The organism is Bradyrhizobium guangdongense (assembly GCF_006483445.1).
Classification (GTDB): domain Bacteria; phylum Pseudomonadota; class Alphaproteobacteria; order Rhizobiales; family Xanthobacteraceae; genus Bradyrhizobium; species Bradyrhizobium guangdongense_A.
In genome coordinates this window covers 1-21024 of the sequence record NZ_PPPT01000068.1, presented here as the reverse complement: position 1 = coordinate 21024, position 21024 = coordinate 1, and the positions used below count along the sequence as shown (strand labels likewise).

The window sequence follows — 21024 nt, the reverse complement described above, 5'->3', positions numbered from 1 at the left end:
ATGTCCCATCCTCTAATCCGTCAAAAGCAGAAAAACAGGGTCGGGGAGGCTTGCCTGAATGAAAGCTGCGGCTTTCGCCTACACGCGCGCGACCAGCGTTGACAATGCGCTGGAGCTGCTTGCCGTGCATGGAGAGAGGGCGAGGGTGCTTTCGGGCGGGCAAAGCCTGATCCCCGCGATGAATCTGCGGCTGGTTGCCCCTGAAATGGTCGTCGACATCGGTGCACTCGCCGAGTTGCGCGGTATCGCGATCAGGGGCGACACGCTTCTCATCGGTGCGGCTACCCGGCATGCCGATCTCCTGACATCATCCGACATTGCGACATGCGTGCCCTTGCTCGCCGCCGCCGCGGCGCACATCGCGCATCCCGCGATTCGCAACCGGGGCACCGTTGGCGGCAGCCTTGCGCAGGCCGATCCGGCATCCGAGCTGCCCGCCTGCATGCTGGCGCTCGGTGCAACCATCGTGGTCCGTGGCCCCGGCGGCGAGCGGCGCATTGCCGCGGAGGATTTTTTCACCGGGATTTACGAGACACAGCTCGCAGCCCAGGACTTGCTGGTTGCCATCGAGCTGCCGATCGCCGGCAAAGGCTCGGCGCATTTCTTCCAGGAGTTTGCGCGGCGCCACGGCGACTATGCGATCACAGGTCTTGCCGCGCAGGCCGTGCTTGATGGCGCCGCCTTCGCCGACCTCCGGCTCGGCTATTTCGCTGTCGGCGACAAGCCTGTTCTGGCGAAGGCTGCCGCCAGGCTGACCGGCGTCACGATGACGTCCTCGGTGCTGGCAGAGGCCGGCGACGCGCTCTCCCGGGAGCTCGATCCGCATGAGGATCAGGAGGCGACGCCGGCCATGCGCCGGCATCTCGCAAAGGTACTGTTGGCGCGCTGCGTCGCATCGCTCCTCAACCGTCCCGATCTCCACACCGGAGGACAGGCGTGACGGCTGCAGCGGCGATCTCGCTCACGGTCAACGGCGAACGCGTCGAGGCGCACGTCCTGCCGCGGCTCAATCTCGCGGATTTTTTGCGCGAGCATCTCAAGCTGACCGGCACGCATGTCGGCTGCGAGCATGGCGTGTGCGGCGCCTGCACGGTGCGGGTCGGCGGCGAGATCGTCCGATCCTGCCTGATGCTGGCGGTGCAGGCTGATGGCGCCGTGGTCGAGACCATCGAGGGCCTGTCCGATTCCGGCGAGATCGCCGATCTGCAGGCGGCGTTTCGCGACCGCAATGCGCTGCAATGCGGCTTCTGCACGCCGGGCATGCTGATGGCGGCGCAGGATCTGCTGCGCGAGAACCGGACGCCCGCGCGCGAAGAGATTCGCGAGCATCTGTCCGGCAATTACTGCCGCTGCACCGGCTATCACGCCATCATCGACGCGGTCGAGACGACCGCGCGGGCGCGGATGGAGCTGAAGGCATGAGCTCAATCCGTGTCAATCCGGACGGGTTGTCGGTGCTGGACCGGCCGAACTCCTATATCGGCAAGACGGTGCCGCGGCCGAACCTCGACCGTCTGCTGCAGGGCCGCGGCCTCTATGTCAGCGACATCGAGCTGCCGCGCATGGCGCATGTCGTGTTCCTGCGCTCGCCGCACGCGCATGCGAAGATTGTGAGCGTTGATGCCGTCACCGCTAAGGAGATGCCGGGCGTTATCGCTGTCGTCACGGGCAAGGAGCTTGGCGCCGTCATCACGCCCTGGGTCGGCGTGCTCTCGCATCTCAAGGGCCTCAAATCCGCGCCGCAATCGGCGATCGCAGTCGATCGTGTCTGCTGGCAGGGCGAGGCGGTGGCCGCCATCGTCGCGACCAGCCGTGCGGCGGCCGAGGACGCCGCAGAGCATGTCGCGGTCGCCTATCAGGAACTCGAGGCCGTCACCGACATGCGCACGGCGCTCGATCCGGCGACACCTGTCATCCATGCCTCGCTCGGCGATAATCTGGCGTTCGAGCGCGTCCATGATGCCGGCGCCGTCGACCAGGCCTTTGCCGTATCAGATGCGGTGGTCGAGGCCGACTTCATCTTCGGCCGCCACACCGGCGTGACGCTGGAGCCGCGGGCGGTCGTTGCCGACTGGAATGCCGCGGAAGCACGGCTCACGATCTACCAGGGCACGCAGGCCCCGCACATGGTGCAGAACATCGCGGCGCTGCATCTGGGCCTGCGGGAGGCGCAGGTTCGCGTCGTCTGCAAGGATGTCGGCGGCTCCTTCGGCATCAAGGTGCACATCTATGCCGACGAGATGGCGACCTACGCGCTTTCAAAGCTGCTGCGCCGCCCGATCAAATTCGTCGCCGACCGGGTCGAGAGCTTCAATACCGACATTCACGCCCGCGACCATCGCTGCAAGGGCAAGATCGGCGTCAAGCGCGACGGCACCATCACGGCCTTCGAGATCGACGATCTCACCGGCATCGGGCCCTATTCGATGTATCCGCGCACCAGCGCGATCGAGGCTAACCAGGTCGTCAATCTCGTCGGCGGTCCCTACACCAGCAAGAACTACCGCGCGCGGGCGCGGGTGGTGTTCCAGAACAAGAATGTCATGTGCCAGTACCGCGCGGTCGGCCATCCCATCGCCTGTTCGGTGACGGAAGGCCTGGTCGATCTCGCAGCCCGGAAAATCGGCATGGATCCCCTGGAGATCCGCCGCCGCAATTTGATCGCCGACGACGCCTACCCCTGCGCCTCGCCATCAGGCTTGCGGTTCGAGCAATTGTCGCACCATGCCTCGCTCGACAAGATCGTTGCGATGATGGGTTACGACGCGTTGCGTGCCGAGCAGGCTACGCTCCGCAAGGAGGGAATCCATCGCGGCATCGGCATTGCCAGTTTCATCGAGGTCACCAACCCCAGCGCGGCCTTCTATGGGGTCGGCGGTGCAAAAATCTCGTCGCAGGATGGCGTGGCGGTGCGGCTGGATGCGCAGGGCTCGGTGATCTGCCAGACCAGCATCACCGAGCAGGGGCAGGGCTCGGAGTCGCTGACGGCCCAGATTGTGGGCAGCGTCCTCGGTGTGTCCATGGACCGCGTCCGGGTCATTCTCGGCGATACCGACGTGACACCCTATGGTGGCGGCACCTGGGCCTCGCGCGGCGCCGGCATCGGCGGTGAGGCCGCGCTGCAGGCCACGAAAATCTTGCGCAAGAACATCCTCGATGTTGCCGCGGTCATCCTGCAGTCCACACCGGCCGAGCTCGACATCGTCAACAATGCCATCGTCAATGTCAGTGACGGCGCATCGCGGATCGAGCTGAACGAACTGGCCCGGATTGTCTATTTCCGCCCCGATACGCTGCCGCCGGGCATCCAGCCCGAGCTGATGGCGACAAAACATTTCGTGCCGCGCGAATATCCCTTCGCCTTCACCAACGGCGTTCAGGCCGCCTGGGTCGAGGTCGATACCGAGACCGGCTTCGTCAAGCTGCTCAGGCATTGGGTGGTCGAGGATTGCGGCACCATCATCAATCCGCAACTGGTCGATGAGCAGATCAGGGGCGGGGTGGTGCAGGGGCTTGGGGCGGCGCTGTTTGAAAAGTGCATCTATGACGAGCGTGGGCAACTGACCAACGCCAACATGGCCGATTACCTCGTGCCGATGTCTGGCGAGATGCCCGACATCGATATCGGCCATGTCGTCTCGCCGACCCGCGAGTCCGAGCTCGGCGCCAAGGGCGCGGGCGAAGCCGGGACCGCGGGCGCGGCGGCGGCCGTGACCAACGCAGTCAATGATGCGCTCTCGCCGTTTGGGACAATAATCACCGAGATTCCCCTGACGCCGCAGGTTATCCTGACGGCTCTGGGGAAGATCTGACGAGGGACGCCAAGAAGCCAGCCAACCACAATCACGTCAAACAACAGACTTCAGGGAGTGAACAGCCAATGTCGAAGAAGGTCTCGTCGATTTCCCGCCGCAGCCTGCTGGCGACCGCGGGCGCGGCGCTTGCGGCCGCACCGCTCGGTGCCAATTTGCTGCACGCGCAGCAGGGGCCGATCAGGATCGGCATGAGCATGCCGCAAACCGGCGGTCTTGCCGGCGGCGGCAAGGCGTCGCTGCTCGGCATCGAGATCTGGCGTGACGACGTCAACGCGGCCGGCGGGCTGCTCGGGCGCAAGGTCGAGCTCGTCGTCTATGACGACAAGTCGAGCGCCTCGGAGACGCCGGCGATCTATTCGAAGCTGATCGACGTCGACAAGGTCGACCTCCTGTTCGCGCCCTATGCGACCGTGCCGACGGCGCCGATCATGCCGATGGTCAAGCAGCGCGGGCTGCTGCTGATCGGCAACTTCTCGTTCCAGGTCAACAGCAAGGTCGGCCACGACATGTGGTTCAACAATGCGCCGTGGGGACCGGCGGACAGTTGGGCGACGTCGTTCCTCGATATCGGCCAGAAGGCCGGCGGCAAATCCATGGCGCTGCTGGCGGCCGACCAGGAGTTCGCGCAGAACCTGGCGAAGACCGCCCGTGAAGTCGCAGCCAAGCGCAACCTGCCGGTCGTCTTCGACCAGGCCTACCCGCCTGCTACGGTGGAGTTTTCCAGCATCATCCGCGCGCTCAAGGCAAGCAAGCCCGACATCGTCTATGTCGCGTCCTATCCGCCGGACTCGGCGGGAATTCTGCGTGCCGTCAACGAGATCGGTATCGGTGACAACGTCAAGGTGTTCGGCGGCGGCATGGTCGGCCTGCAGTTCGGCGCCGTGATGGAGAATATGGGCTCGCTGCTCAACGGCGTCGTCAACTACAATACGTGGCTGCCGGAAAAGAGCATGTATTTCGACGGCACCAAGGAGTTCTTCGACAAGTACACGAAACGCGCCGTCGAAGCCAAGATCGACCCGCTCGGTTACTATCTGGCGCCGTTCGGCTATGCCAGTGGCCAGCTCATCGAGCAGGCTATCAAGGCGGTGGGGTCGCTGGACCAGAAGGCGCTCGCCAAATATCTGCGCGAGAACACCCACAAGACCATCGTCGGGCCGATCGCCTTCTCGCCGGATGGCGAGCGCAAGGAGACCGCGGTGCTCCAGGCCCAGTTCCGTGGCGTCGTCGACAAGAACATGGAGCAGTTCCGGACCTCGGGCAAACAGGTGATCCTGTTCCCGGACAATCTGAAATCCGGCGAGCTGATCGCGCCGTTCGAGGCCGCGCGGAAATAAGCTGGAGATCGCGAGCGATGCCCGGGACGAATTGCCCCGGGCAAGGGATCGGACACTCCGGCACGAGCTGATCGGGGGAGCGGCTCAAGCCGGGGCAAGGGGGACGTCAATTGTTTTCACTGGATCTGCTGCTCGATGCGGTGGTGATCGGGGTGCTGCTCGGCTGCTTCTACGGCGCGGTCAGCCTCGGATTGTCCGTGTCGTTCGGCCTGCTCGACGTCCCCCACGTGGCGCATCCGGCGTTTCTGGTGCTGGCGTCTTACGCGGTGTATTTCCTTAACGAGCACTATGCTGTCGATCCACTGCTCGCGGGCCTCCTGATCACGCCGGTCTTCTTCGTGTTCGGGTTAGCTGCCTATCGCCTGTACTACGAGACGTTCGAGAAACGCGGCAGCGACGCCGCGGTGCGCGGCATCGCCTTCTTCTTCGGAATCGCCTTCATCATCGAGGTGCTGATCATCCTGCAATTCGGCGTCGATCAGCGCTCCGTCACCGCCGATTATATCGGCAAGGCGTTGCGGCTCGGCGACTTCCGTATTCCGTATCGGCTTCTGGTGGCGTTTGGGGTGGCGACCGCACTCACCGTCCTGCTGACGCTGTATCTGTCGCGGACCTTCATGGGACGCGCCATCCAGGCCGTGGCGCAGGATCAGGAGGCGTTGCGCTTGATGGGCACCAACCCGGTCAAGATCAAGCAGTGGGCCTTCGGCATCGCCACCGCCGTGCTCGGGATCTCCGGCGCCCTGCTCATCATCGTCGCTCCCGTCGATCCGACGCTCGACCGCGCCTATATCGGGCGCACCTTCTGCGTCGTGGTGATGGCGGGGCTCGGCAGCATGGGCGGCACGCTCGTCGCCGCTATCATTCTCGGCGTCGCCGAGTCGATCGTGCTCACCATGTTCGGCGCCTCCTGGGCGCCGGCGATTTCCTTTGCGATGTTGCTCGGCATCCTCGCCGTCCGGCCGCAAGGCCTGTTTGGCAGGCGATCATGACACGCAGCAGCATCGCTTTCTGGGCCGGCGCGGCGGTCTTTCTCGCTGCCGTCTTTGTGATGACCCAGGTGGTCGGCAACCAGTATCCGTTCTTTGCCGGCTACATCATCCTGCAGTTCATCGCGCTTGCGGTGGCATGGAGCATCCTCGGCGGCTATGCCGGCTATGTGAATTTCGGCACCAGCGCATTCTACGGCGTCGGCGTCTATGCCTCGGTCTTCCTGGTCAAGGCGTTCGGCGCGCCGCTTCCGCTGCAAATTCTGGCCGGCGCCGCGATGGGCGCGCTCATGGGGCTCGCACTCGGTCTCCTGACGCTCCGCATGCAGGGCATTTTCTTCTCGATCGCGACGATTGCACTGACGATCGTCATCGAGACCGCGATCACGAACTGGCGTTATGTCGGCGGTGCCGCGGGCATCCAGATCCAGCGGCCGGAGGTGACGGCACCGTTCGACAATTATGTGCAGATGCTGTTCTTCGTCCAGGCACTCCTCGTGGTGCTGGCGGTGGCGATCTCGCGCTACATCCAGAACTCGTGGATCGGTCGCGGCCTGCAGGCGCTGCGCGACGACGAGCTCGCGGCCGAGTGCACGGGTGTGCCGACCTTGCGCCTGAAGCTCCTTGCCTGCGTGATCTCGGGCGCGCTGATGTGCGCGGTCGGCGCTCCGGCTGCCATGTACCTGCAATATGCCGACCCTGCGTCCGCGTTCAATCTCAACTACTCCGTCTCGACCCTGGCGATGTCGCTGATTGGCGGAACCGCGCATTGGTCGGGGCCGATCATCGGCGCGATCGTGCTCGCCACGACGCAGCAATTGCTGACGGTCACGATCTCGTCGGAGGTCAACGTGCTCGTGCTTGGCGTGATGCTGGTTCTGTTTGTGGTGGGCGCTCCGGACGGCATCATCGGACTGATCGCCAGGCTGCGGGGCAACCGCGGGAAGGGGGAGGCATGACGCTCTCCGACACCCAGCCGCCCCTGCTGCGGATTGCGGCGCTGACCAAGCGCTTTGGCGGATTCACGGCACTTCGCGAAGTCAGCGTCGATATCCGGCCGGGCGAGCGGTTTGGCCTGATCGGCCCGAACGGCTCGGGCAAGACCACGCTGATCAACTGCATTTCCGGCGCGTTTCGTACCGAGCCCGGCACCGTCCTGTTTCGGGGTGAGGACATCACGCCGCTGAAGCCGCATCAGCGCACCCGCCGCGGCATCGCCCGCAGCTTCCAGATTCCGCGGCCGTTCAGGAGCATGACGGTTGCCGAAAACCTCATGGTGGCGCTCGATTTCGCCGCTCACGAGCACGTCTCGGTCGGGCAGCGGCGCGACACCATGATGTCGATCCTCGAGCAGATGGGCCTGGGGTCGAAGGCCAACGTTTCGGCCACCCAGCTCAGTCAGGTGGAGTTGCGCAAGATGGAGCTTGCGCGGGCGATGGCGACGCAACCAAAACTTCTGATTTCGGACGAGGCCATGGCAGGCCTCTCCAGTTCCGAAGTCGACGAGGTGCTCGATCTGCTGTTGAGCCTGGCCAGCCGCGACATCACCATCATCATGATCGAGCACATCATGCAGGCCGTGATGCGCTTCTCCGACCGCGTCATGTGTCTCGATGCCGGCAGGATCATCGCGATCGGGACGCCGTCCGAGGTCATGGCCGACAAGCACGTGCAGGAGGCCTACCTTGGCACTTAGCCTCGCCATCAACGATCTTGATGCGGGTTACGGCGCCGTGACGGCGCTGCGCGGCGTGTCGCTCCGTGTCGAGGCCGGCGAAACCGTCGCCTTGCTCGGCACCAACGGCAACGGCAAGAGCACGCTGATGAAGTGCATCGCGGGCCTGGTGCGGCCGCAACGCGGCGCCATCGCGCTGACGATCGACGGCGTGGCGCACGATCTGGCTCGTCTGTCGACCGAAGACATCGTCGAGCTCGGCGTGGCGATGGTGCCGGAGGGCAGGCGTCTGTTTCCCCGGCTCACCGTGCTGGAGAATTTGATGCTCGGGGCGTTCCGAAAGGCGGCCCGGCGCAGCATCGACCGCAATCTGGCGGTCGCTTTCGAGACCTTTCCCGTCCTGAAGGAGCGGCGGGGACAGTTGGCCGGCACCATGTCGGGCGGTCAGCAGCAGATGCTGGCGATTGCGCGCGCCCTGATGTCGTCACCGCGCCTGTTGCTGGTCGACGAGCCGTCGGTGGGGCTCTCGCCGCTCCTGGTTTCGCAGACCATCACCAAGATCGGCGAACTCAATCAGAATCTCGGCCTGACGGTGCTGATGGCGGAGCAGAACTTCAACCAGGCGATCCGGATCGCCAGCCGCGGCTACATCATCGTCCATGGCGAGATCGTCGTGGCGGCGGCCTCGGTGGACGAATTGCGGGGCAACGACATCGTCAAGCGGCTCTATCTCGGCGGGGCGTAGGCAGCGAAGGCCCGGAGCGTGCGGACCAGGCTCAGTGCCTCGAAATCGGTTGCCGATCGTCTGTGGGAGGCACCGGGCTTCCGTTGACGCGCTCGACCAGGAGCTCCCGTTCGGCTTCGTACCAAAACACGTCCATCCGTCCGGCCGGCTCGCCCGCAGCCTTCCACAAATGATAGGCCCGCGTGCGAATGTCTTCCTCTGTCAGACCCGGCATGGCGCATCTCCCATTTGACGGATCAACGCGAAATGGCTTCCGCGCGTTCCAAAGCGAGCGGATGGTGTTGCAAACAGCCAAAATCCTAACATAGGTCTGGGGCCCGCCGCGGGACAATTTGGCAAGCAGGATTTGACGGTTTGTCGCGCGCCGCCGCCGCCTTTTCACCGAAAAGCGGCCGCTTTGACGGCGGCCTGGCCTATCGTCCCCGCTCGGCGCTGGACGCGCACAACCGCCTGAGCCGTCAGTCGTATTCGTAAAAACAGAAGCGACGCGCCGTCTGCCGCCGGCTACTGTGCATGGGGTTGTTTTAAACCCCGGTGCCGGCCTCAGGCCCGAGCGCCGCCCCAGGAGAGCCTCAGCGCCTGCACCAGGCCGGCCATAACATTGGTCCGCGGCGGCCGCCTGGCCTCAATCGCCTCCGCTGCCATGCGGCAATCGTTGGCGACCTTCAGGAGGCCGATCCGGGACAGGTCGAAGGCGTCGAGCTCGGCCTGCTCCAGGCACACACGTTCAAGTCGGCGAAACTCCCTCAACTCTCTGTCCATTGCGGGTCTCCCGAGAATTCGCCAAAGCAGGGCGCGATTCGGCCTAACGAATGGTAAACTATATTCGGGTGGGCTAGGATTTCGGCGCGTCTGGCAGCCATCGTCCCTCCGGAAGGGAGCTCGACCAATGACGACATTCGACAAGCGCGAGCAGGGGTTTGAAGCCAAATTCGCCCATGACGAAGAGCTGATGTTCAAGGTCATGGCGCGGTCGACCAAGCTCCTGGGAATGTGGGCGGCAGCCCAGCTCGGTCTCGGCGGCGGTGCGGCGGCGACCTACGCCACCGAGCTGGTCACGACCAATCTGGAGAGCCAGACCAGCGACGATATCATCCGCAAGGTGGCAAGCGACCTCGCCGGCAAGGGCGTGCCCACCGAGCAGGTCGCACAGAAGCTGCAGGAGTGCCAGCACCAGGCCCTGCAGCAGCTCGAGGCGAACGGGTAGGGCTTCTGCGGCCGTCAGTGCTCCTGGCCCTGCAGCCCGTCCGCGGGGCGCGGTTGCGCTCGGCAGCGCGCTCTTGCGCCTGTCCCTCTCCGGGCCGGGCCTGCAATCGCCGAAATAGACCGCCCCTATTCTCGTGCGTGGCCACGCATTGCGCTGTCGCTCAGCCGGTCGACGAAGGCAATACCGATCGCACAGGCGATGAAGGTGATATGGATGAGGACCTGCCACATCACGCCCTGCTCGGTAAAACCGGCGCGGCCCGAGCCGAGATTGCCGGCTTCGATAAAGGTGCGCAGCAGCGCGATCGAGGAGATGCCGACGATGGCCATCGCGAGCTTGATCTTCAGCACGCTCGCATTGACGTGACCGAGCCATTCCGGCTCGTCGGGGTGGCCTTGGAGATCGAGGCGCGAGACGAAGGTCTCGTAGCCGCCGACGATCACCATCACCAGCAGGTTGGAGATCATCACGACGTCGATCAGCGCCAGCACGCTCATCATGATCTGCTGCTCGCTGAAATCGAGCGCGTGCCAGGAGAGGTGCCAGAGCTCCTTGACGAACAGCGCGATATAGACGCACTGCGCGACGATCAGGCCGAGATAGAGCGGAAGCTGCAGCCAGCGCGATCCGAAGATGATCATCGGCAGCAGGCCCAGGCGTGGGGTGGTCCGACGGGGCGGGGGCGTCGTTTCGGGCTCAGCCGACATGCGGGCGATTTCCACTCTGCGATTTGACCTGGTTCCCATCTAGCCCGACAAGATGGCTGGCGGAAGACATTGCCTCGCGTTGGCATGGCCGTGGATTGCGCGGCATACTGCCATCCCGGCAGGCAGAGCGTCTGCCGATGGCATGCTGGGATTGGGGGACGAGGTGCGGATCTTCAGGCTTGTGGGTACGGCGATGGCCCTGCTGCTCGGTCTTGGCGTCGCAAACCTCGCCGCGCTCCCGCTGACGCCGTTTCGCTACGAGGATCAGGCGCAGCGCTATTGTCCGACCGACAAGGTGGTGTGGCTGGATTTCAAGAAGGGGGTCTACTACCGGAAAGGCCAGAAGCTCTGGGGGCAAGGCTTCGACGGTAGCTTCGTCTGCCTGAACGAAGCCAGAAGCAGCGGCTTCCGCCGCTCGCTGCTGGGCGTGCGCTGAGCGCTATTTCTGGTTGCTGGGCAGCTTCACCGGGACGTGCGGCGAGGTCGAGACCACGCGCGGGCTTCCGTCGGGATAGGTGCGACCCTTGATCAGCGATTCCAGGACCAGGAAGAATTTCTCGGCCAGCATGTGCGTCACCCTCGTTGGAGACAGCCTCTTCCAATGGGTCGAGGCACGAGGGCGGGAATTCAATCAACTAAACGGGATGCGGGCGGCCGCCCGACGGACTCCCCACGGCAGTTGCGCTGCAACGCAGCGGCCAAACGTCAGGATTTCGGGAAGGGCGTTCAGGCGAACGCCAGAGCCACCAAGCTGGAGCAGAGCAGCACCAGGCCGCCTGCCGTCAAAGCCAGAAAACTGTCGGACACCAGATCATGGTTGCGCATAGGACGCCTTCCGCTCTCGTTCTCGATGCTCGGTCGGATCGATTAAAGTTTTCCGAACAAGCTCAGTTGAAAGAGGTGATGCGTGTCGCCGCGCGAGCGCTTCAGGCTCTCGTGCGGTATCCTTCAAAGGCATGAGCCAGGAAGATCCCCGCGCTTACCAGGCCCATCAGTGCTGAAACCGTCTCGATCATCCCAATACTTTCGCAAACCGCGTTGCGCCCCGTGCATACGCGAGAAAACGCGGACAACCTTGCACAGTCAAAAGGATTCCAGTGGCTTCGCCGACAATGGGGGTGGAGTGATGTTTTGGCGCAACAGCATGTGCGAGAGCGGGACAGGCCCTCCGTAGATCAACGGGGAGGGCGCGAAGGTCTGGTTTACCATCTTGGCGCGATCACGCCGCGCTCCCCATTTCCGCCGTCTTCGGGTTGCGATATCGTCGCGTTTCCGAAGCGGTGGTGGGCCGCATCGGGCGAGAACCGGCAGAAGGCCTGATTGGGCACGCGTCCGGTGGAATGGTATTTGGGGCGAATGGGGATCCGACGGTCAGATTCGGTGATGCGGGCCGCGCGCGGCGTGGCGGCGGCCGCGACCTGTCTCGCGCTCGCCAATTGCGCGTCGTCGGGCAAGTTCGCCAGCCGCGTCGATCCGAAATACGGCGTTTCGTCCAGCCCCCGGGTGGTCGCCTGGGGTGACCCCGTGCCGAAGGGCGGCGGGACCTACCGCGTCGGCAAGCCCTATATGGTCGCCGGCAAGACCTACGTTCCGGAAGAGGACGCTAACTACCGTGCCGAAGGCATGGCCTCCTGGTATGGCGACGATTTCCATGGCCGCCTGACCGCCAATGGCGAGGTCTTTGACATGACCTCGCTGACGGCGGCGCATCCGACCCTGCCGATGCCGTCCTATGCCAGGGTCACCAACCTTTCGAACGGCAAATCGCTGGTCGTCCGCGTCAATGACCGCGGTCCCTACCATGGCAATCGCCTCATCGACGTCTCGAACAAGGCAGCCGAACTTCTTGAATTCAAAGGTAATGGCGTCGCAAAAGTCCGGGTCGAATATGTCGGCCGGGCACCATTGGAGGGGTCTGACGACCGCCAGTTGATGGCGACCTTGCGGACCGGTGTTCCGGCCCCGACGCCCTCCATGGTCCGGGTCGCCTCGGCCAAACCGTTCGTTCCGGAATTCACCTCCTCGCGCGGGGCGATCCGGGGCGAGGTTCCTGTGCCGGAAGGCCGTCCCTACAACCTCGGCAACACCTCGGCCGACGTCGCCTCGATCAACGCGACCTCGGAAATGTCAGCCTCGAGCCGCCGGGGCAGCCGGGTGGTCGAGAACCGCCGCGCGGTGTCCTACGAGAACGACGCCGGCTATTCGGCCGACCTCAGGCCGGCCGCGGCCTATGCGCCGGTCGACCCGCGCGGTCCCAGCGAAGTGCTGAGCGGCCGCGGGCTCTACTGAGCCGCCGTCTCCTTCAGGAATTTAACCAGCGCCGCATTCACCTCGTCGGGCCGCTCCTGCTGCACCCAATGGCCGGCGCCGTCGATGATCAGCTTGCGCGTGAGATTCGGCAGCACGAGCTCGAGCTTGTTGATCAGCTTCGATCCGATCAGGCCGGTGACGACGGCGTCCTTCGATCCCGCGATGAACAGAGATGGCTGATGAATCTGCGCGTCCTGCCATGGCGTGGTCAGCTCCCAGTTACGATCGAGATTGCGGTACCAGTTCAGCCCGCCGCGGAATCCGGACTTGCGGTAGGTCTCGGTGAAATAGGCGAGGTCAGCCTCGGGCAGCCAGGCCGGCAGCGGCGCGGTGCCACTGGCATGGCCCAGGAAGCCCTTGCCCTCCTGCACGAACATCGCGCCATTGGGATCGGCGAGGCCGCGCCCGCCGAGCACGACTCGCATCGTGCGGGCGACATCGCGCTCGAGTTCGGCTTCGGCGACGCCGGGTGTCTGAAAATACTGCCAGTAGAAATTGGTGATGCCGTTCTGGCGCAACAGGTCGAGCGGCTTGCCGCGTCCGCGCAGCGGCGGCGGCACGCTGAGGCCGGCGACCGCCGTGAAGATATCAGGGCGGAACAGCGCGGCGTGCCAGGCCACGGGCGCACCCCAGTCATGGCCGATGACGATAGCCTTCTTCTCGCCGAGCGCCTGCACCAGGCCGACGACGTCTCCGACCGTGTCGAAGATGGAATAGGCCGACACGTCCGACGGCGCCGAGGTCTGGCCAAAGCCTCGCATATCAGGAGCGACGACGTGAAAACCGGCTGCCGCAATCGCGGGAATCTGATGACGCCAGGAGTAAGACAGTTCCGGCCAGCCATGGCAGAGCACCACGAGCGGTCCCTGGCCTTCCTCTCGGACGAAAAGATCGATCCCGTTGGCCGTGATCATGCGCGAGGAGGACATCGCTTTTCCGCCTTGTTTCAGGGGTTTGGTCTGGTTTCGTGAGGTGTCACGATAGGGACCTCGCGCGGGCCGCGCAATCTCCGGGTGATGACGCCGCTGCTTGTGTTGTTTGCCCCGGTTCCTCCTGTTAGAACGCCGCTCTCAGGGCTTCGCCATGGCATTTCGCGCTTCTCAAATCCGCCGACCGGGACAGGCCGCCCGGTGGCTCGCGCGCGGGCTCATTGCAGCGGCCGTCGGCGCCGGTCTCGGCTGGAGCGGGATGCTCTACGCCGCCAATCAGAGCGTCCAGGGCGGGGTCAAGAAGGAAGACGCCGGTTTTGACGGCGACGCCCCGAACGCGATCCTGATCGAGGCTTCCAGCGGCAGCGTGCTGTTCGAGAAGAACGCCGACGAGCTGCGTGCGCCCTCCAGCATGATGAAGATGATGACCGCCGAGGTCGTCTTCAACGCCCTCAAGAAGGGCGACATCAAGCTCACTGACGAATACCGGATCAGCGAGAACGCCTGGCGCAGGGGCGGTGCCCCCTCCGGCGGCTCGACGATGTTCGCGGCCATCAACAGCAAGGTGTCGATCGACGACCTCCTGCACGGCGCGATCATCCAGAGCGGCAACGACGCCTGCATCGCGCTGGCCGAAGGGATCTCCGGCAACGAGCGCATGTTTGCAACCGAGGTCATGACCAAGCGGGCCCGCGAGCTCGGCCTGACCAAGTCGACCTTCGGCAATTCGAACGGCCTGCCTGACCCCGCCAACAAGATGACGGTGCGTGAGATCGGCATGCTCGCGCGCCATATCATCCTGACCTATCCGGACTTCTACAAACTGTTCGGGGAGAAGGAATTCACCTGGAACAAGATCCGGCAGCCGAATCGCAATCCGCTGCTCAACGCGCTCGAGGGCGCCGATGGCCTCAAGACCGGCTACACCAAGGAAGGCGGGTACGGCATGGCCGGCTCGGCCGTGCAGAACGGCACGCGGCTGATCGTCGTCGTCAACGGCCTGGAGGACGCCGAGGATCGCGCCACCGAGGCCAAGAAGATGCTGGAATGGGGCTTTCGCAATTTTGAGACCCGCACTTTGATCGCGGCCGAGCAGCCCGTCGGCTACGCAAAAGTGTTCGGCGGCGAAAGCCGCTCCGTCAAGCTTGTGGCCAAGACGCCGGTCAAGGTGATGGTGCACAAGAACGGCAGCGACAAGCTGATTGCACGCGTCGTCTATAGCGGACCGGTGCGCGCGCCGGTCGAGGCGGGGCAGCGAGTGGGCGTGGTCCGGGTCTGGCGCAGCGGGAATGTCGCGGTGGAGACGCCGGTCTATGCTGCCGAGGCCGTCGGGACCGGCTCGACCGTGCGCCGGGCGATCGATGGCGCCAGCGAGCTCGTGATCGGCATGTTCCGCGCGGGCGCCGAGAAGCTCTGACCATGAATGAGATTGCCGTGAAGCCGCCGTCCGGGCGCGGGCGTTTCATCACCTTTGAAGGCGGCGAGGGGTCGGGCAAGTCGACCCAGATCAAGAAGCTCGCCGACCGGCTCAATGCGACCAAGCTCAAGACCATCGTGACGCGCGAGCCGGGCGGCTCGCCCGGCGCTGAGATCATGCGGCACCTGGTGCTGTCGGGCATGGGCAAGCTCCTCGGGCCCGAGGCCGAGACGCTGCTGTTTGCGGCCGCGCGCGACGATCATGTCCATACCGTCATCCAGCCCGCGCTCAACCAGGGCACCTGGGTGCTGTGCGACCGCTTCTCGGATTCGACGCGCGCCTATCAGGGTAGCCTCGGCAGTGTGCCGGCCGGGATCATCAATGCGATGCAGCGGGTGACGATCGGCGATCTCAAGCCGGATCTCACTGTCATCCTCGACCTGCCCGTCGAGATCGGCCTGCAGCGGGCCGCCGCGCGCCGCGGCAGCGCGGCGCCCGACCGGTTTGAGGGCGAGAATCTGCAATTCCACCGCAACCTGCGCGAGGCCTACCGCAAGATCGCGGCCGAGGATCCGAAGCGGTGCGTGCTGATCGACGCCAATTCCGATCCCGATGCCGTCGCAAGCCGGATCTGGATCGCGGTGTGCGACCATGTCTTTGCCACGCCAGTCCCGGTGGCGCCCGCATGAGCCCGCGCAAGACCGAAAGCGACGTCGCCATTCCGCATCCGCGCGAGACCTTTCAGCTGTTCGGTCATCGCGAGGCGGAGATGGCCCTGCTCGAGGCCTATCGCAGCGGTCGCATTCCGCATGCCTGGCTGATCGGCGGGCCGCAGGGCATCGGCAAGGCAACGCTGGCCTACCGCATGGCGCGGTTCGTGCTCGCTCACGGCCAGCCGCGCGCTCCATCGGTCCAGCGTGCCGAAAGCCTCGCCGTCGAGCCAAGTGATCCGGTCGCGCGCCAGATCGCCGCTGGTTCGCATGGCGGGCTGCTGACGCTGGAGCGGACCGCCAACGATCGCGGCGTGATGCGCACCGTGATCACGGTCGACGAGACGCGCGAGACGATTTCGTTTTTCGGGTCGACTGCTGCCGCCGAAGGCTGGCGCGTCTGTATCGTCGACACTGTCGACGAGCTCAATCCGAATGCGGCAAACGCGCTCTTGAAGATATTGGAGGAACCGCCGCAGCAATCGCTGTTCCTGCTGGTCAGCCACGCGCCGGCGCGCGTACTGGCCACGATCCAGTCGCGCTGCCGCAAGCTGCGGCTGCGGGCGCTGTCGACCGACGACGTGATTCAGGCCGCCGCGAGCGCGGCCGATCTCGAGGCTGGCGATCCCGCCTTGCGTGAGGCTGCTGATTCAGCGGAGGGCAGCGTCGCGCGTGCGCTGACGCTGCTCGGCGGCGATGCGCTGAAACTCCAGCAGCGGACCGCGGCGATGCTCGCAAAGCTGCCGCAGGTCGATCCGCGCGAGTTGCACACGCTCGGCGATTCCCTGCCGATCAGCGACCGGGTGGCGCTCGCGGCCTTCATCGATGGCATCGATCGCTGGATCGCCGAGCGCCTGCATGCCGACGAGGCCAGCGCCAATCAGAACCTGCCGCGCCTTGCACGGCTGGCGGAGGTATGGGAAAAGATCGTCCGCGCCGCGCGCGACACCGAAACCTACAATCTGGAGCGAAAGCCCTTGGTTTTCTCGGTGTTCGGCTGGCTGGCGGACGCAACGCGCTAGGCGCTTCCAATTTTTCGAACTGTGAAGGAATTCGTGGTGGCCACGCGAGCTAAGAAAACTGTCAAACGCAAGAGCGGCAAGAAGGCGACCAGGACGTCAGCCAAGAAGTCGGTGAAGGCCCGCACGCGCACGGCTACGAAAAAGGCCAAGAAGGCCACCGCCAAGAAGGCGAAGAAAGCCAAGGCGCGCGTGACCAAGGCTACGCGGAAGGCCGGCAAGAAGGCGACGAAGAAGGTCGTTGCCAAGAAAGCCTCCAAGAAGACTGCCGTCAGCAAGAAAGCGGTGAAGAAGGCCAAGCAGCCCGCAAAGACGATGGCCAAGACCGCGAAGGTAACGGCGCCCAAGCGCGCACCGGCGCGGGCTCCTGTTGCAGTTCCTGCGCCTGCAAAGCCGAAGGCGCCGCGCGCGCCAGCAAAGGTAATCGCTCCGCAAACCGCGGCTCCCAAGGCGAAGACGCCCGCGCGCAGCAACGCGTTCTACATCACGACAGCGATCGCCTATCCTAACGGCAATCCGCATATCGGCCACGCCTATGAGGCGATCGCGACCGACGTGCTGGCGCGCTTTGCGCGGCTCGACGGCAAGGACGTGTTCTTTCTGACCGGCACCGACGAGCACGGTCTGAAGATGGTCCAGACCGCGCAGAACGAGGGCATGACCGCGTCTGCGCTCGCGACCCGCAATGCCGGACGCTTCAAGGAGATGGACGAACGGCTCAACGTGTCGTTCGACCGCTTCATCCGCACCACCGAAGAGCAGCACCATCGCTCCAGCCAGGAGATCTGGCGGCGGATGGAAGCGAATGGCGACATCTACAGCGACGCCTATGCCGGCTGGTACTCGGTGCGCGACGAGGCCTATTACGCCGAGGACGAGACGCGCCTGAACGACGACGGCGTGCGGCTCGGACCGCAGGGCACGCCAGTGGAGTGGGTCGAGGAGAAGAGTTACTTCTTCCGTCTCTCGGCCTATCAGGACCGGCTGCTCAAGCTCTATACCGAGCATCCCGAGTTTATCGGTCCGGACTCGCGCAAGAACGAGGTGGTGAGCTTCGTCAAGAGCGGCCTTCGCGATCTCTCGATCTCTCGAACGACCTTCGACTGGGGCGTCAAGGTGCCCGGCGACGAAGAGCACGTGATGTATGTCTGGGTCGACGCGCTCACCAACTACATCACCGGCGTTGGCTTTCCCGACGAGGGCGATGCCAATTGGGGCTATTGGCCCGCCGACGTGCATATCATCGGCAAGGACATCATCCGCTTCCACGCGGTGTACTGGCCGGCGTTCCTGATGTCGGCCGGCATCCCGGTGCCGAAGCGGGTCTATGCGCACGGCTTCCTGTTCAACAGGGGCGAGAAGATGTCGAAGTCGGTCGGCAATGTCGTCGACCCCTTCAATCTTGCCGACCAATATGGCGTCGACCAGATGCGCTATTTCTTCCTGCGCGAGGTGCCGTTCGGCCAGGACGGCAACTACAACCATGAAGCCATCGTGGCGCGCATCAACGCCGACCTTGCAAACGACCTCGGCAATCTCGCGCAGCGCTCGTTGTCGATGATCGCCAAGCAGCTCGCGGGCGTGTTGCCCGAGCCCGGCGCGTTCAGCGACAACGACAAGGCGATCCTGGCGATGGCTGACGGCATGATCGCGGCGTCGCGCGAAGCGATGGCGACGCAGCAGATCCATCACTGGCTCAACGCCGTGTGGGCCGTGGTCGCCGAGGCCAACCGCTATTTTGCGGGTGAGGCGCCGTGGGCGCTCGCCAAGACCGATCCTGTCAGGCAGAAGACGGTGCTGTACGTCACGGCCGAAGTTGTGCGCCAGATCGCGATCTTGGCGCAGCCGGCAATGCCGACCGCTTCAGGCTTGCTGCTCGACAGCCTCGGCATCCCACCAGGCGAACGCAACTTCGCAATGCTCGGCGGCGCGAAGCGGATTGCGCCCAACTCAACTTTGCCGGCGCCGACGCCGGCGTTTCCGCGCTATATCGAGCCGGCGGCCTGAGGCGTTTGGACGATGCTGGTTGACAGCCACTGCCATCTGGATTTTCCGGACTTTTCGGATGATCTCGACGGGATCGTGTCGCGTGCGAAAGCGGCCGGCGTTGGCCGCATGGTCACGATCTCGACGCGGGTGCGGAAGCTCGACCAGCTTCTCGCCATCGCCGGCCGCTACGACGACGTCTATTGCTCCGTCGGCACGCATCCGCACCACGCCGACGAGGAACACGGCATCGCGCCGGACGAGCTGATTGCGCTCACGAACCATCCCAAGGTTGTCGCGCTCGGCGAAGCCGGCCTCGATTACTTCTACGACAATGGCTCGCCCGAAGCGCAGGCGAGGGGCTTTCGCGCCCATATCGCGGCCGCGCGTGCCACCGGTCTGCCCCTGGTGATCCATACCCGCGAAGCGGACGAGGATTGCGCCCGCATCCTGGAAGAGGAAGTCGCGAAGGGATCGTTTCGCGCTGTGCTGCATTGTTACACGGGCGGCCGCGAGCTTGCGATGAAGGCCGTCTCGCTCGGCCTCTACATCGGCTTCACGGGCATCTTGACCTTCAAGAAGTCCGAGGCGCTGCGCGCGCTAGCGGCCGAACTGCCGGCCGATCGCATTCTGGTGGAGACGGACTCGCCTTACCTTGCGCCAGGAAAATTCCGAGGCAAGCGCAACGAACCGGCCTATGTGGTTGAGGTTGCCAAGGTGCTGGCGGAGACGCGCGGCGTGTCGCTCGATGAGGTGTCGCGTCAGACCACCGAAAACTTCTTTCGGCTGTTCTCCAAGGTGAAACACTCCTGATGACGCTGACATTGACGATCCTGGGCTGCGGCTCCTCTGCCGGCGTGCCGCGTCCGGCGCTCGGCTGGGGCGCCTGCGATCCCAACAATCCTAAGAACCGCCGCCGGCGCTGTTCGCTGCTGGTCGAAGAGACCTCCAATCACGGCACGACGCGCATCCTGATCGACACCTCGCCCGACCTGCGCGAGCAGTTGATCTCTACAAATGTCGATCACCTCGATGCTGTCTTCCTGACCCACGAGCATGCCGACCAGACGCACGGCATGGACGATCTGCGCTCCGTCGCCATCCACATGCGCCGGCGCATTCCGACCTATTTCAATCAGTCGACCGCCAAGGACATCATGGCGCGGTTCTCCTATTGCTTCATCTCGCCGGAGGGCAGCGACTATCCGCCGATCCTCGACCGCCATTCGATCGAGGCCGGCCACAGCCAGGCGATCAGGGGCAAGGGCGGGGAGGTGACGATGACCGCCTTCCTGGTGCAGCATGGCAATATCCCGGCGCTCGGCTACCGGATCGGCAACGCCACCTATACGCCCGACCTCAACGACATTCCGCGCGAGAGTTGGTGGGCGCTGGAGGGCCTCGATGTCTGGATCGTGGACGGGCTGCGCTACACCGGCCATCCCAGCCATTTCAGCATCAATGACGCGCTGTCCTGGATCGAGCGTTTCAAGCCGAAGCGGGCCGTCATCACCAATATGACAGCGGATGTCGATTATGAGGTGCTGCGGCAGAGCCTCCCAGCGGGTGTCGTGCCGGCCTATGACGGCATGCGGGTCGAGGTCGTCTCCTAGGCCCCCAGTGGAACCGGCAATTCTTTCTGCTAAATTGTTCCGGCAATGCAACCCGCCGGTTCCAAGCTCACGACGTCCAGGCCCGACCTGACCGACGTCACGATCTGCGCGATCGATTCCGTCAATGTGCCGGCCACTGCGGCCGCGCTTGGTCGGTCGATCGGGGCGTGCGATTTCGGCGACGCCATCCTGTTCTCGCATGAGCAGGCGGAGGGGCCGTTCCGATGCGTCAAGATCGATCCCGTGGGCTCGATCGCCGCCTATTCCGAATTCCTCTACAAGCAGATGCCGCGCCTGATCGAGACGCCCTTTGTCCTGGTCGTGCAATGGGACGGCTATGTCGTCGATCCCTCAGCGTGGCGGCCCGACTTTCGGCAATATGATTATGTCGGCGCGCCCTGGCCGTTCGTGAGTGACGGATTCTCGGTCGGCAATGGCGGCTTCTCGCTGCAGTCGCAAAGATTCCTGCGGGCGATGCTCGACGACAGGTTCGTGCTGCGCGCGGACGTGAATTCCGACTGGCAGGTTTGCCGCACCTTTCGGCCCCAACTCGAAGGCGAGTTCG

The 21024-nt window shown here is 64.5% G+C and carries 23 protein-coding genes; 18 read left to right on the top strand and 5 right to left on the bottom strand.

Annotated features, from left to right (window positions below; translation table 11 throughout):
- Window positions 1–58 precede the first annotated feature (58 nt).
- From C2U70_RS10060 to C2U70_RS10025, 8 genes are all read left to right on the top strand, one after another.
- The gene (locus tag C2U70_RS10060) at window positions 59–940 is read left to right on the top strand and encodes an FAD binding domain-containing protein (protein WP_140977851.1); all 882 of its coding nucleotides are present in this window, start codon (window positions 59–61) and stop codon (window positions 938–940) included.
- Window positions 937–1422 carry a (2Fe-2S)-binding protein gene (locus tag C2U70_RS10055; RefSeq protein ID WP_140977850.1) on the top strand — a complete coding sequence of 162 codons (486 nt, stop codon included), beginning with the start codon at window positions 937–939 and terminating at the stop codon, window positions 1420–1422. Before C2U70_RS10060 ends, C2U70_RS10055 begins: the two co-directional genes overlap by 4 nt.
- A complete protein-coding gene (locus tag C2U70_RS10050; RefSeq protein WP_140977849.1) occupies window positions 1419–3812 on the top strand; it encodes a xanthine dehydrogenase family protein molybdopterin-binding subunit in 2394 nt (797 codons plus the stop codon). The genes C2U70_RS10055 and C2U70_RS10050 overlap by 4 nt, the downstream gene beginning before the upstream one ends.
- Before the next feature lie 68 nt (window positions 3813–3880).
- Window positions 3881–5152, top strand: coding sequence for an amino acid ABC transporter substrate-binding protein (locus C2U70_RS10045; RefSeq protein WP_140977848.1), 1272 nt, complete (start codon window positions 3881–3883; stop codon window positions 5150–5152).
- A 110-nt stretch (window positions 5153–5262) separates the two neighbouring features.
- Window positions 5263–6144, top strand: coding sequence for a branched-chain amino acid ABC transporter permease (locus tag C2U70_RS10040; RefSeq protein WP_140977847.1), 882 nt, complete (start codon window positions 5263–5265; stop codon window positions 6142–6144).
- Complete coding sequence (locus tag C2U70_RS10035; protein ID WP_140977846.1) at window positions 6141–7100, top strand: branched-chain amino acid ABC transporter permease; 960 nt, start codon at window positions 6141–6143, stop codon at window positions 7098–7100. The genes C2U70_RS10040 and C2U70_RS10035 overlap by 4 nt, the downstream gene beginning before the upstream one ends.
- Entirely contained in the window at window positions 7097–7837 is a 741-nt protein-coding gene (locus C2U70_RS10030) for an ABC transporter ATP-binding protein (RefSeq protein WP_140977845.1), read from the top strand. Before C2U70_RS10035 ends, C2U70_RS10030 begins: the two co-directional genes overlap by 4 nt.
- Window positions 7827–8561, top strand: coding sequence for an ABC transporter ATP-binding protein (locus C2U70_RS10025; RefSeq protein WP_140977844.1), 735 nt, complete (start codon window positions 7827–7829; stop codon window positions 8559–8561). Before C2U70_RS10030 ends, C2U70_RS10025 begins: the two co-directional genes overlap by 11 nt.
- Window positions 8562–8592: 31 nt before the next feature.
- Here the strand turns inward: C2U70_RS10025 and C2U70_RS10020 are convergent, their stop codons facing one another.
- Together C2U70_RS10020 and C2U70_RS10015 are read right to left on the bottom strand one after the other, a co-directional pair.
- A complete protein-coding gene (locus C2U70_RS10020; RefSeq protein ID WP_140977843.1) occupies window positions 8593–8775 on the bottom strand; it encodes a DUF2934 domain-containing protein in 183 nt (60 codons plus the stop codon).
- Window positions 8776–9104: 329 nt separating this feature from the next.
- Complete coding sequence (locus tag C2U70_RS10015) at window positions 9105–9323, bottom strand: hypothetical protein (RefSeq protein WP_140977842.1); 219 nt, start codon at window positions 9321–9323, stop codon at window positions 9105–9107.
- Window positions 9324–9450: 127 nt separating this feature from the next.
- Between C2U70_RS10015 and C2U70_RS10010 the strand changes: the two genes are divergently transcribed.
- Entirely contained in the window at window positions 9451–9768 is a 318-nt protein-coding gene (locus C2U70_RS10010) for a DUF1476 domain-containing protein (protein ID WP_140977841.1), read from the top strand.
- Window positions 9769–9893: 125 nt separating this feature from the next.
- On the opposite strand, the gene C2U70_RS10005 is transcribed toward C2U70_RS10010, so the two are convergent.
- Window positions 9894–10475, bottom strand: coding sequence for a TIGR00645 family protein (locus tag C2U70_RS10005; RefSeq protein WP_140977840.1), 582 nt, complete (start codon window positions 10473–10475; stop codon window positions 9894–9896).
- A 193-nt stretch (window positions 10476–10668) separates the two neighbouring features.
- On the opposite strand from C2U70_RS10005, the gene C2U70_RS10000 reads away from it, so the two are divergent.
- Window positions 10669–10911, top strand: coding sequence for a hypothetical protein (locus C2U70_RS10000; protein ID WP_246666717.1), 243 nt, complete (start codon window positions 10669–10671; stop codon window positions 10909–10911).
- 3 nt (window positions 10912–10914) lie between these two features.
- On the opposite strand, the gene C2U70_RS33675 is transcribed toward C2U70_RS10000, so the two are convergent.
- Entirely contained in the window at window positions 10915–11043 is a 129-nt protein-coding gene (locus C2U70_RS33675; protein ID WP_283810358.1) for a hypothetical protein, read from the bottom strand.
- Between the two features lie 815 nt (window positions 11044–11858).
- On the opposite strand from C2U70_RS33675, the gene C2U70_RS09990 reads away from it, so the two are divergent.
- The gene (locus C2U70_RS09990) at window positions 11859–12764 is read left to right on the top strand and encodes a septal ring lytic transglycosylase RlpA family protein (protein ID WP_246666716.1); all 906 of its coding nucleotides are present in this window, start codon (window positions 11859–11861) and stop codon (window positions 12762–12764) included.
- On the opposite strand, the gene C2U70_RS09985 is transcribed toward C2U70_RS09990, so the two are convergent.
- Window positions 12758–13714: an alpha/beta fold hydrolase gene (locus C2U70_RS09985; protein WP_140977837.1), complete on the bottom strand. Its 957-nt coding sequence runs from the start codon at window positions 13712–13714 to the stop codon at window positions 12758–12760. The genes C2U70_RS09990 and C2U70_RS09985 overlap by 7 nt on opposite strands.
- 154 nt (window positions 13715–13868) lie before the next feature.
- Here C2U70_RS09985 and C2U70_RS09980 point away from each other — a divergent pair, with 154 nt between their 5' ends.
- From C2U70_RS09980 to C2U70_RS09950, 7 genes are all read left to right on the top strand, one after another.
- Window positions 13869–15131: a D-alanyl-D-alanine carboxypeptidase family protein gene (locus tag C2U70_RS09980; RefSeq protein WP_140977836.1), complete on the top strand. Its 1263-nt coding sequence runs from the start codon at window positions 13869–13871 to the stop codon at window positions 15129–15131.
- Window positions 15132–15133: 2 nt separating this feature from the next.
- Complete coding sequence (gene tmk, locus C2U70_RS09975; protein WP_140977835.1) at window positions 15134–15820, top strand: dTMP kinase; 687 nt, start codon at window positions 15134–15136, stop codon at window positions 15818–15820.
- On the top strand, window positions 15817–16863 hold the full coding sequence (locus C2U70_RS09970; protein ID WP_140977834.1) for a DNA polymerase III subunit delta': 1047 nt from the start codon (window positions 15817–15819) through the stop codon (window positions 16861–16863). Before tmk ends, C2U70_RS09970 begins: the two co-directional genes overlap by 4 nt.
- A 36-nt stretch (window positions 16864–16899) precedes the next feature.
- Window positions 16900–18867 carry a methionine--tRNA ligase gene (metG, locus tag C2U70_RS09965; RefSeq protein WP_140977833.1) on the top strand — a complete coding sequence of 656 codons (1968 nt, stop codon included), beginning with the start codon at window positions 16900–16902 and terminating at the stop codon, window positions 18865–18867.
- Window positions 18868–18879: 12 nt separating this feature from the next.
- On the top strand, window positions 18880–19659 hold the full coding sequence (locus C2U70_RS09960; protein ID WP_140977832.1) for a TatD family hydrolase: 780 nt from the start codon (window positions 18880–18882) through the stop codon (window positions 19657–19659).
- Complete coding sequence (locus C2U70_RS09955; protein WP_140977831.1) at window positions 19659–20459, top strand: MBL fold metallo-hydrolase; 801 nt, start codon at window positions 19659–19661, stop codon at window positions 20457–20459. Before C2U70_RS09960 ends, C2U70_RS09955 begins: the two co-directional genes overlap by 1 nt.
- A 45-nt stretch (window positions 20460–20504) precedes the next feature.
- On the top strand, window positions 20505–21024 hold a 520-nt coding region (locus C2U70_RS09950), incomplete at its 3' end, for a DUF5672 family protein (protein ID WP_210243903.1).

Excerpts from the sequence above, each read along its gene's own strand:
- C2U70_RS10060 (WP_140977851.1), top strand. The coding sequence starts at position 59 with ATGAAAGCTGCGGCTTTCGCCTACACGCGCGCGACCAGCGTTGACAAT.
- C2U70_RS10050 (WP_140977849.1), top strand. The coding sequence starts at position 1,419 with ATGAGCTCAATCCGTGTCAATCCGGACGGGTTGTCGGTGCTGGACCGG.
- C2U70_RS10045 (WP_140977848.1), top strand. The coding sequence starts at position 3,881 with ATGTCGAAGAAGGTCTCGTCGATTTCCCGCCGCAGCCTGCTGGCGACC.
- C2U70_RS10035 (WP_140977846.1), top strand. The coding sequence starts at position 6,141 with ATGACACGCAGCAGCATCGCTTTCTGGGCCGGCGCGGCGGTCTTTCTC.
- C2U70_RS10030 (WP_140977845.1), top strand. The coding sequence starts at position 7,097 with ATGACGCTCTCCGACACCCAGCCGCCCCTGCTGCGGATTGCGGCGCTG.
- C2U70_RS10020 (WP_140977843.1), bottom strand. The coding sequence starts at position 8,775 with ATGCCGGGTCTGACAGAGGAAGACATTCGCACGCGGGCCTATCATTTG.
- C2U70_RS10015 (WP_140977842.1), bottom strand. The coding sequence starts at position 9,323 with ATGGACAGAGAGTTGAGGGAGTTTCGCCGACTTGAACGTGTGTGCCTG.
- C2U70_RS10010 (WP_140977841.1), top strand. The coding sequence starts at position 9,451 with ATGACGACATTCGACAAGCGCGAGCAGGGGTTTGAAGCCAAATTCGCC.
- C2U70_RS10005 (WP_140977840.1), bottom strand. The coding sequence starts at position 10,475 with ATGTCGGCTGAGCCCGAAACGACGCCCCCGCCCCGTCGGACCACCCCA.
- C2U70_RS10000 (WP_246666717.1), top strand. The coding sequence starts at position 10,669 with ATGGCCCTGCTGCTCGGTCTTGGCGTCGCAAACCTCGCCGCGCTCCCG.
- C2U70_RS33675 (WP_283810358.1), bottom strand. The coding sequence starts at position 11,043 with ATGCTGGCCGAGAAATTCTTCCTGGTCCTGGAATCGCTGATCAAGGGT.
- C2U70_RS09990 (WP_246666716.1), top strand. The coding sequence starts at position 11,859 with ATGCGGGCCGCGCGCGGCGTGGCGGCGGCCGCGACCTGTCTCGCGCTC.
- C2U70_RS09985 (WP_140977837.1), bottom strand. The coding sequence starts at position 13,714 with ATGTCCTCCTCGCGCATGATCACGGCCAACGGGATCGATCTTTTCGTC.
- C2U70_RS09980 (WP_140977836.1), top strand. The coding sequence starts at position 13,869 with ATGGCATTTCGCGCTTCTCAAATCCGCCGACCGGGACAGGCCGCCCGG.
- tmk (WP_140977835.1), top strand. The coding sequence starts at position 15,134 with ATGAATGAGATTGCCGTGAAGCCGCCGTCCGGGCGCGGGCGTTTCATC.
- C2U70_RS09970 (WP_140977834.1), top strand. The coding sequence starts at position 15,817 with ATGAGCCCGCGCAAGACCGAAAGCGACGTCGCCATTCCGCATCCGCGC.
- C2U70_RS09960 (WP_140977832.1), top strand. The coding sequence starts at position 18,880 with ATGCTGGTTGACAGCCACTGCCATCTGGATTTTCCGGACTTTTCGGAT.
- C2U70_RS09955 (WP_140977831.1), top strand. The coding sequence starts at position 19,659 with ATGACGCTGACATTGACGATCCTGGGCTGCGGCTCCTCTGCCGGCGTG.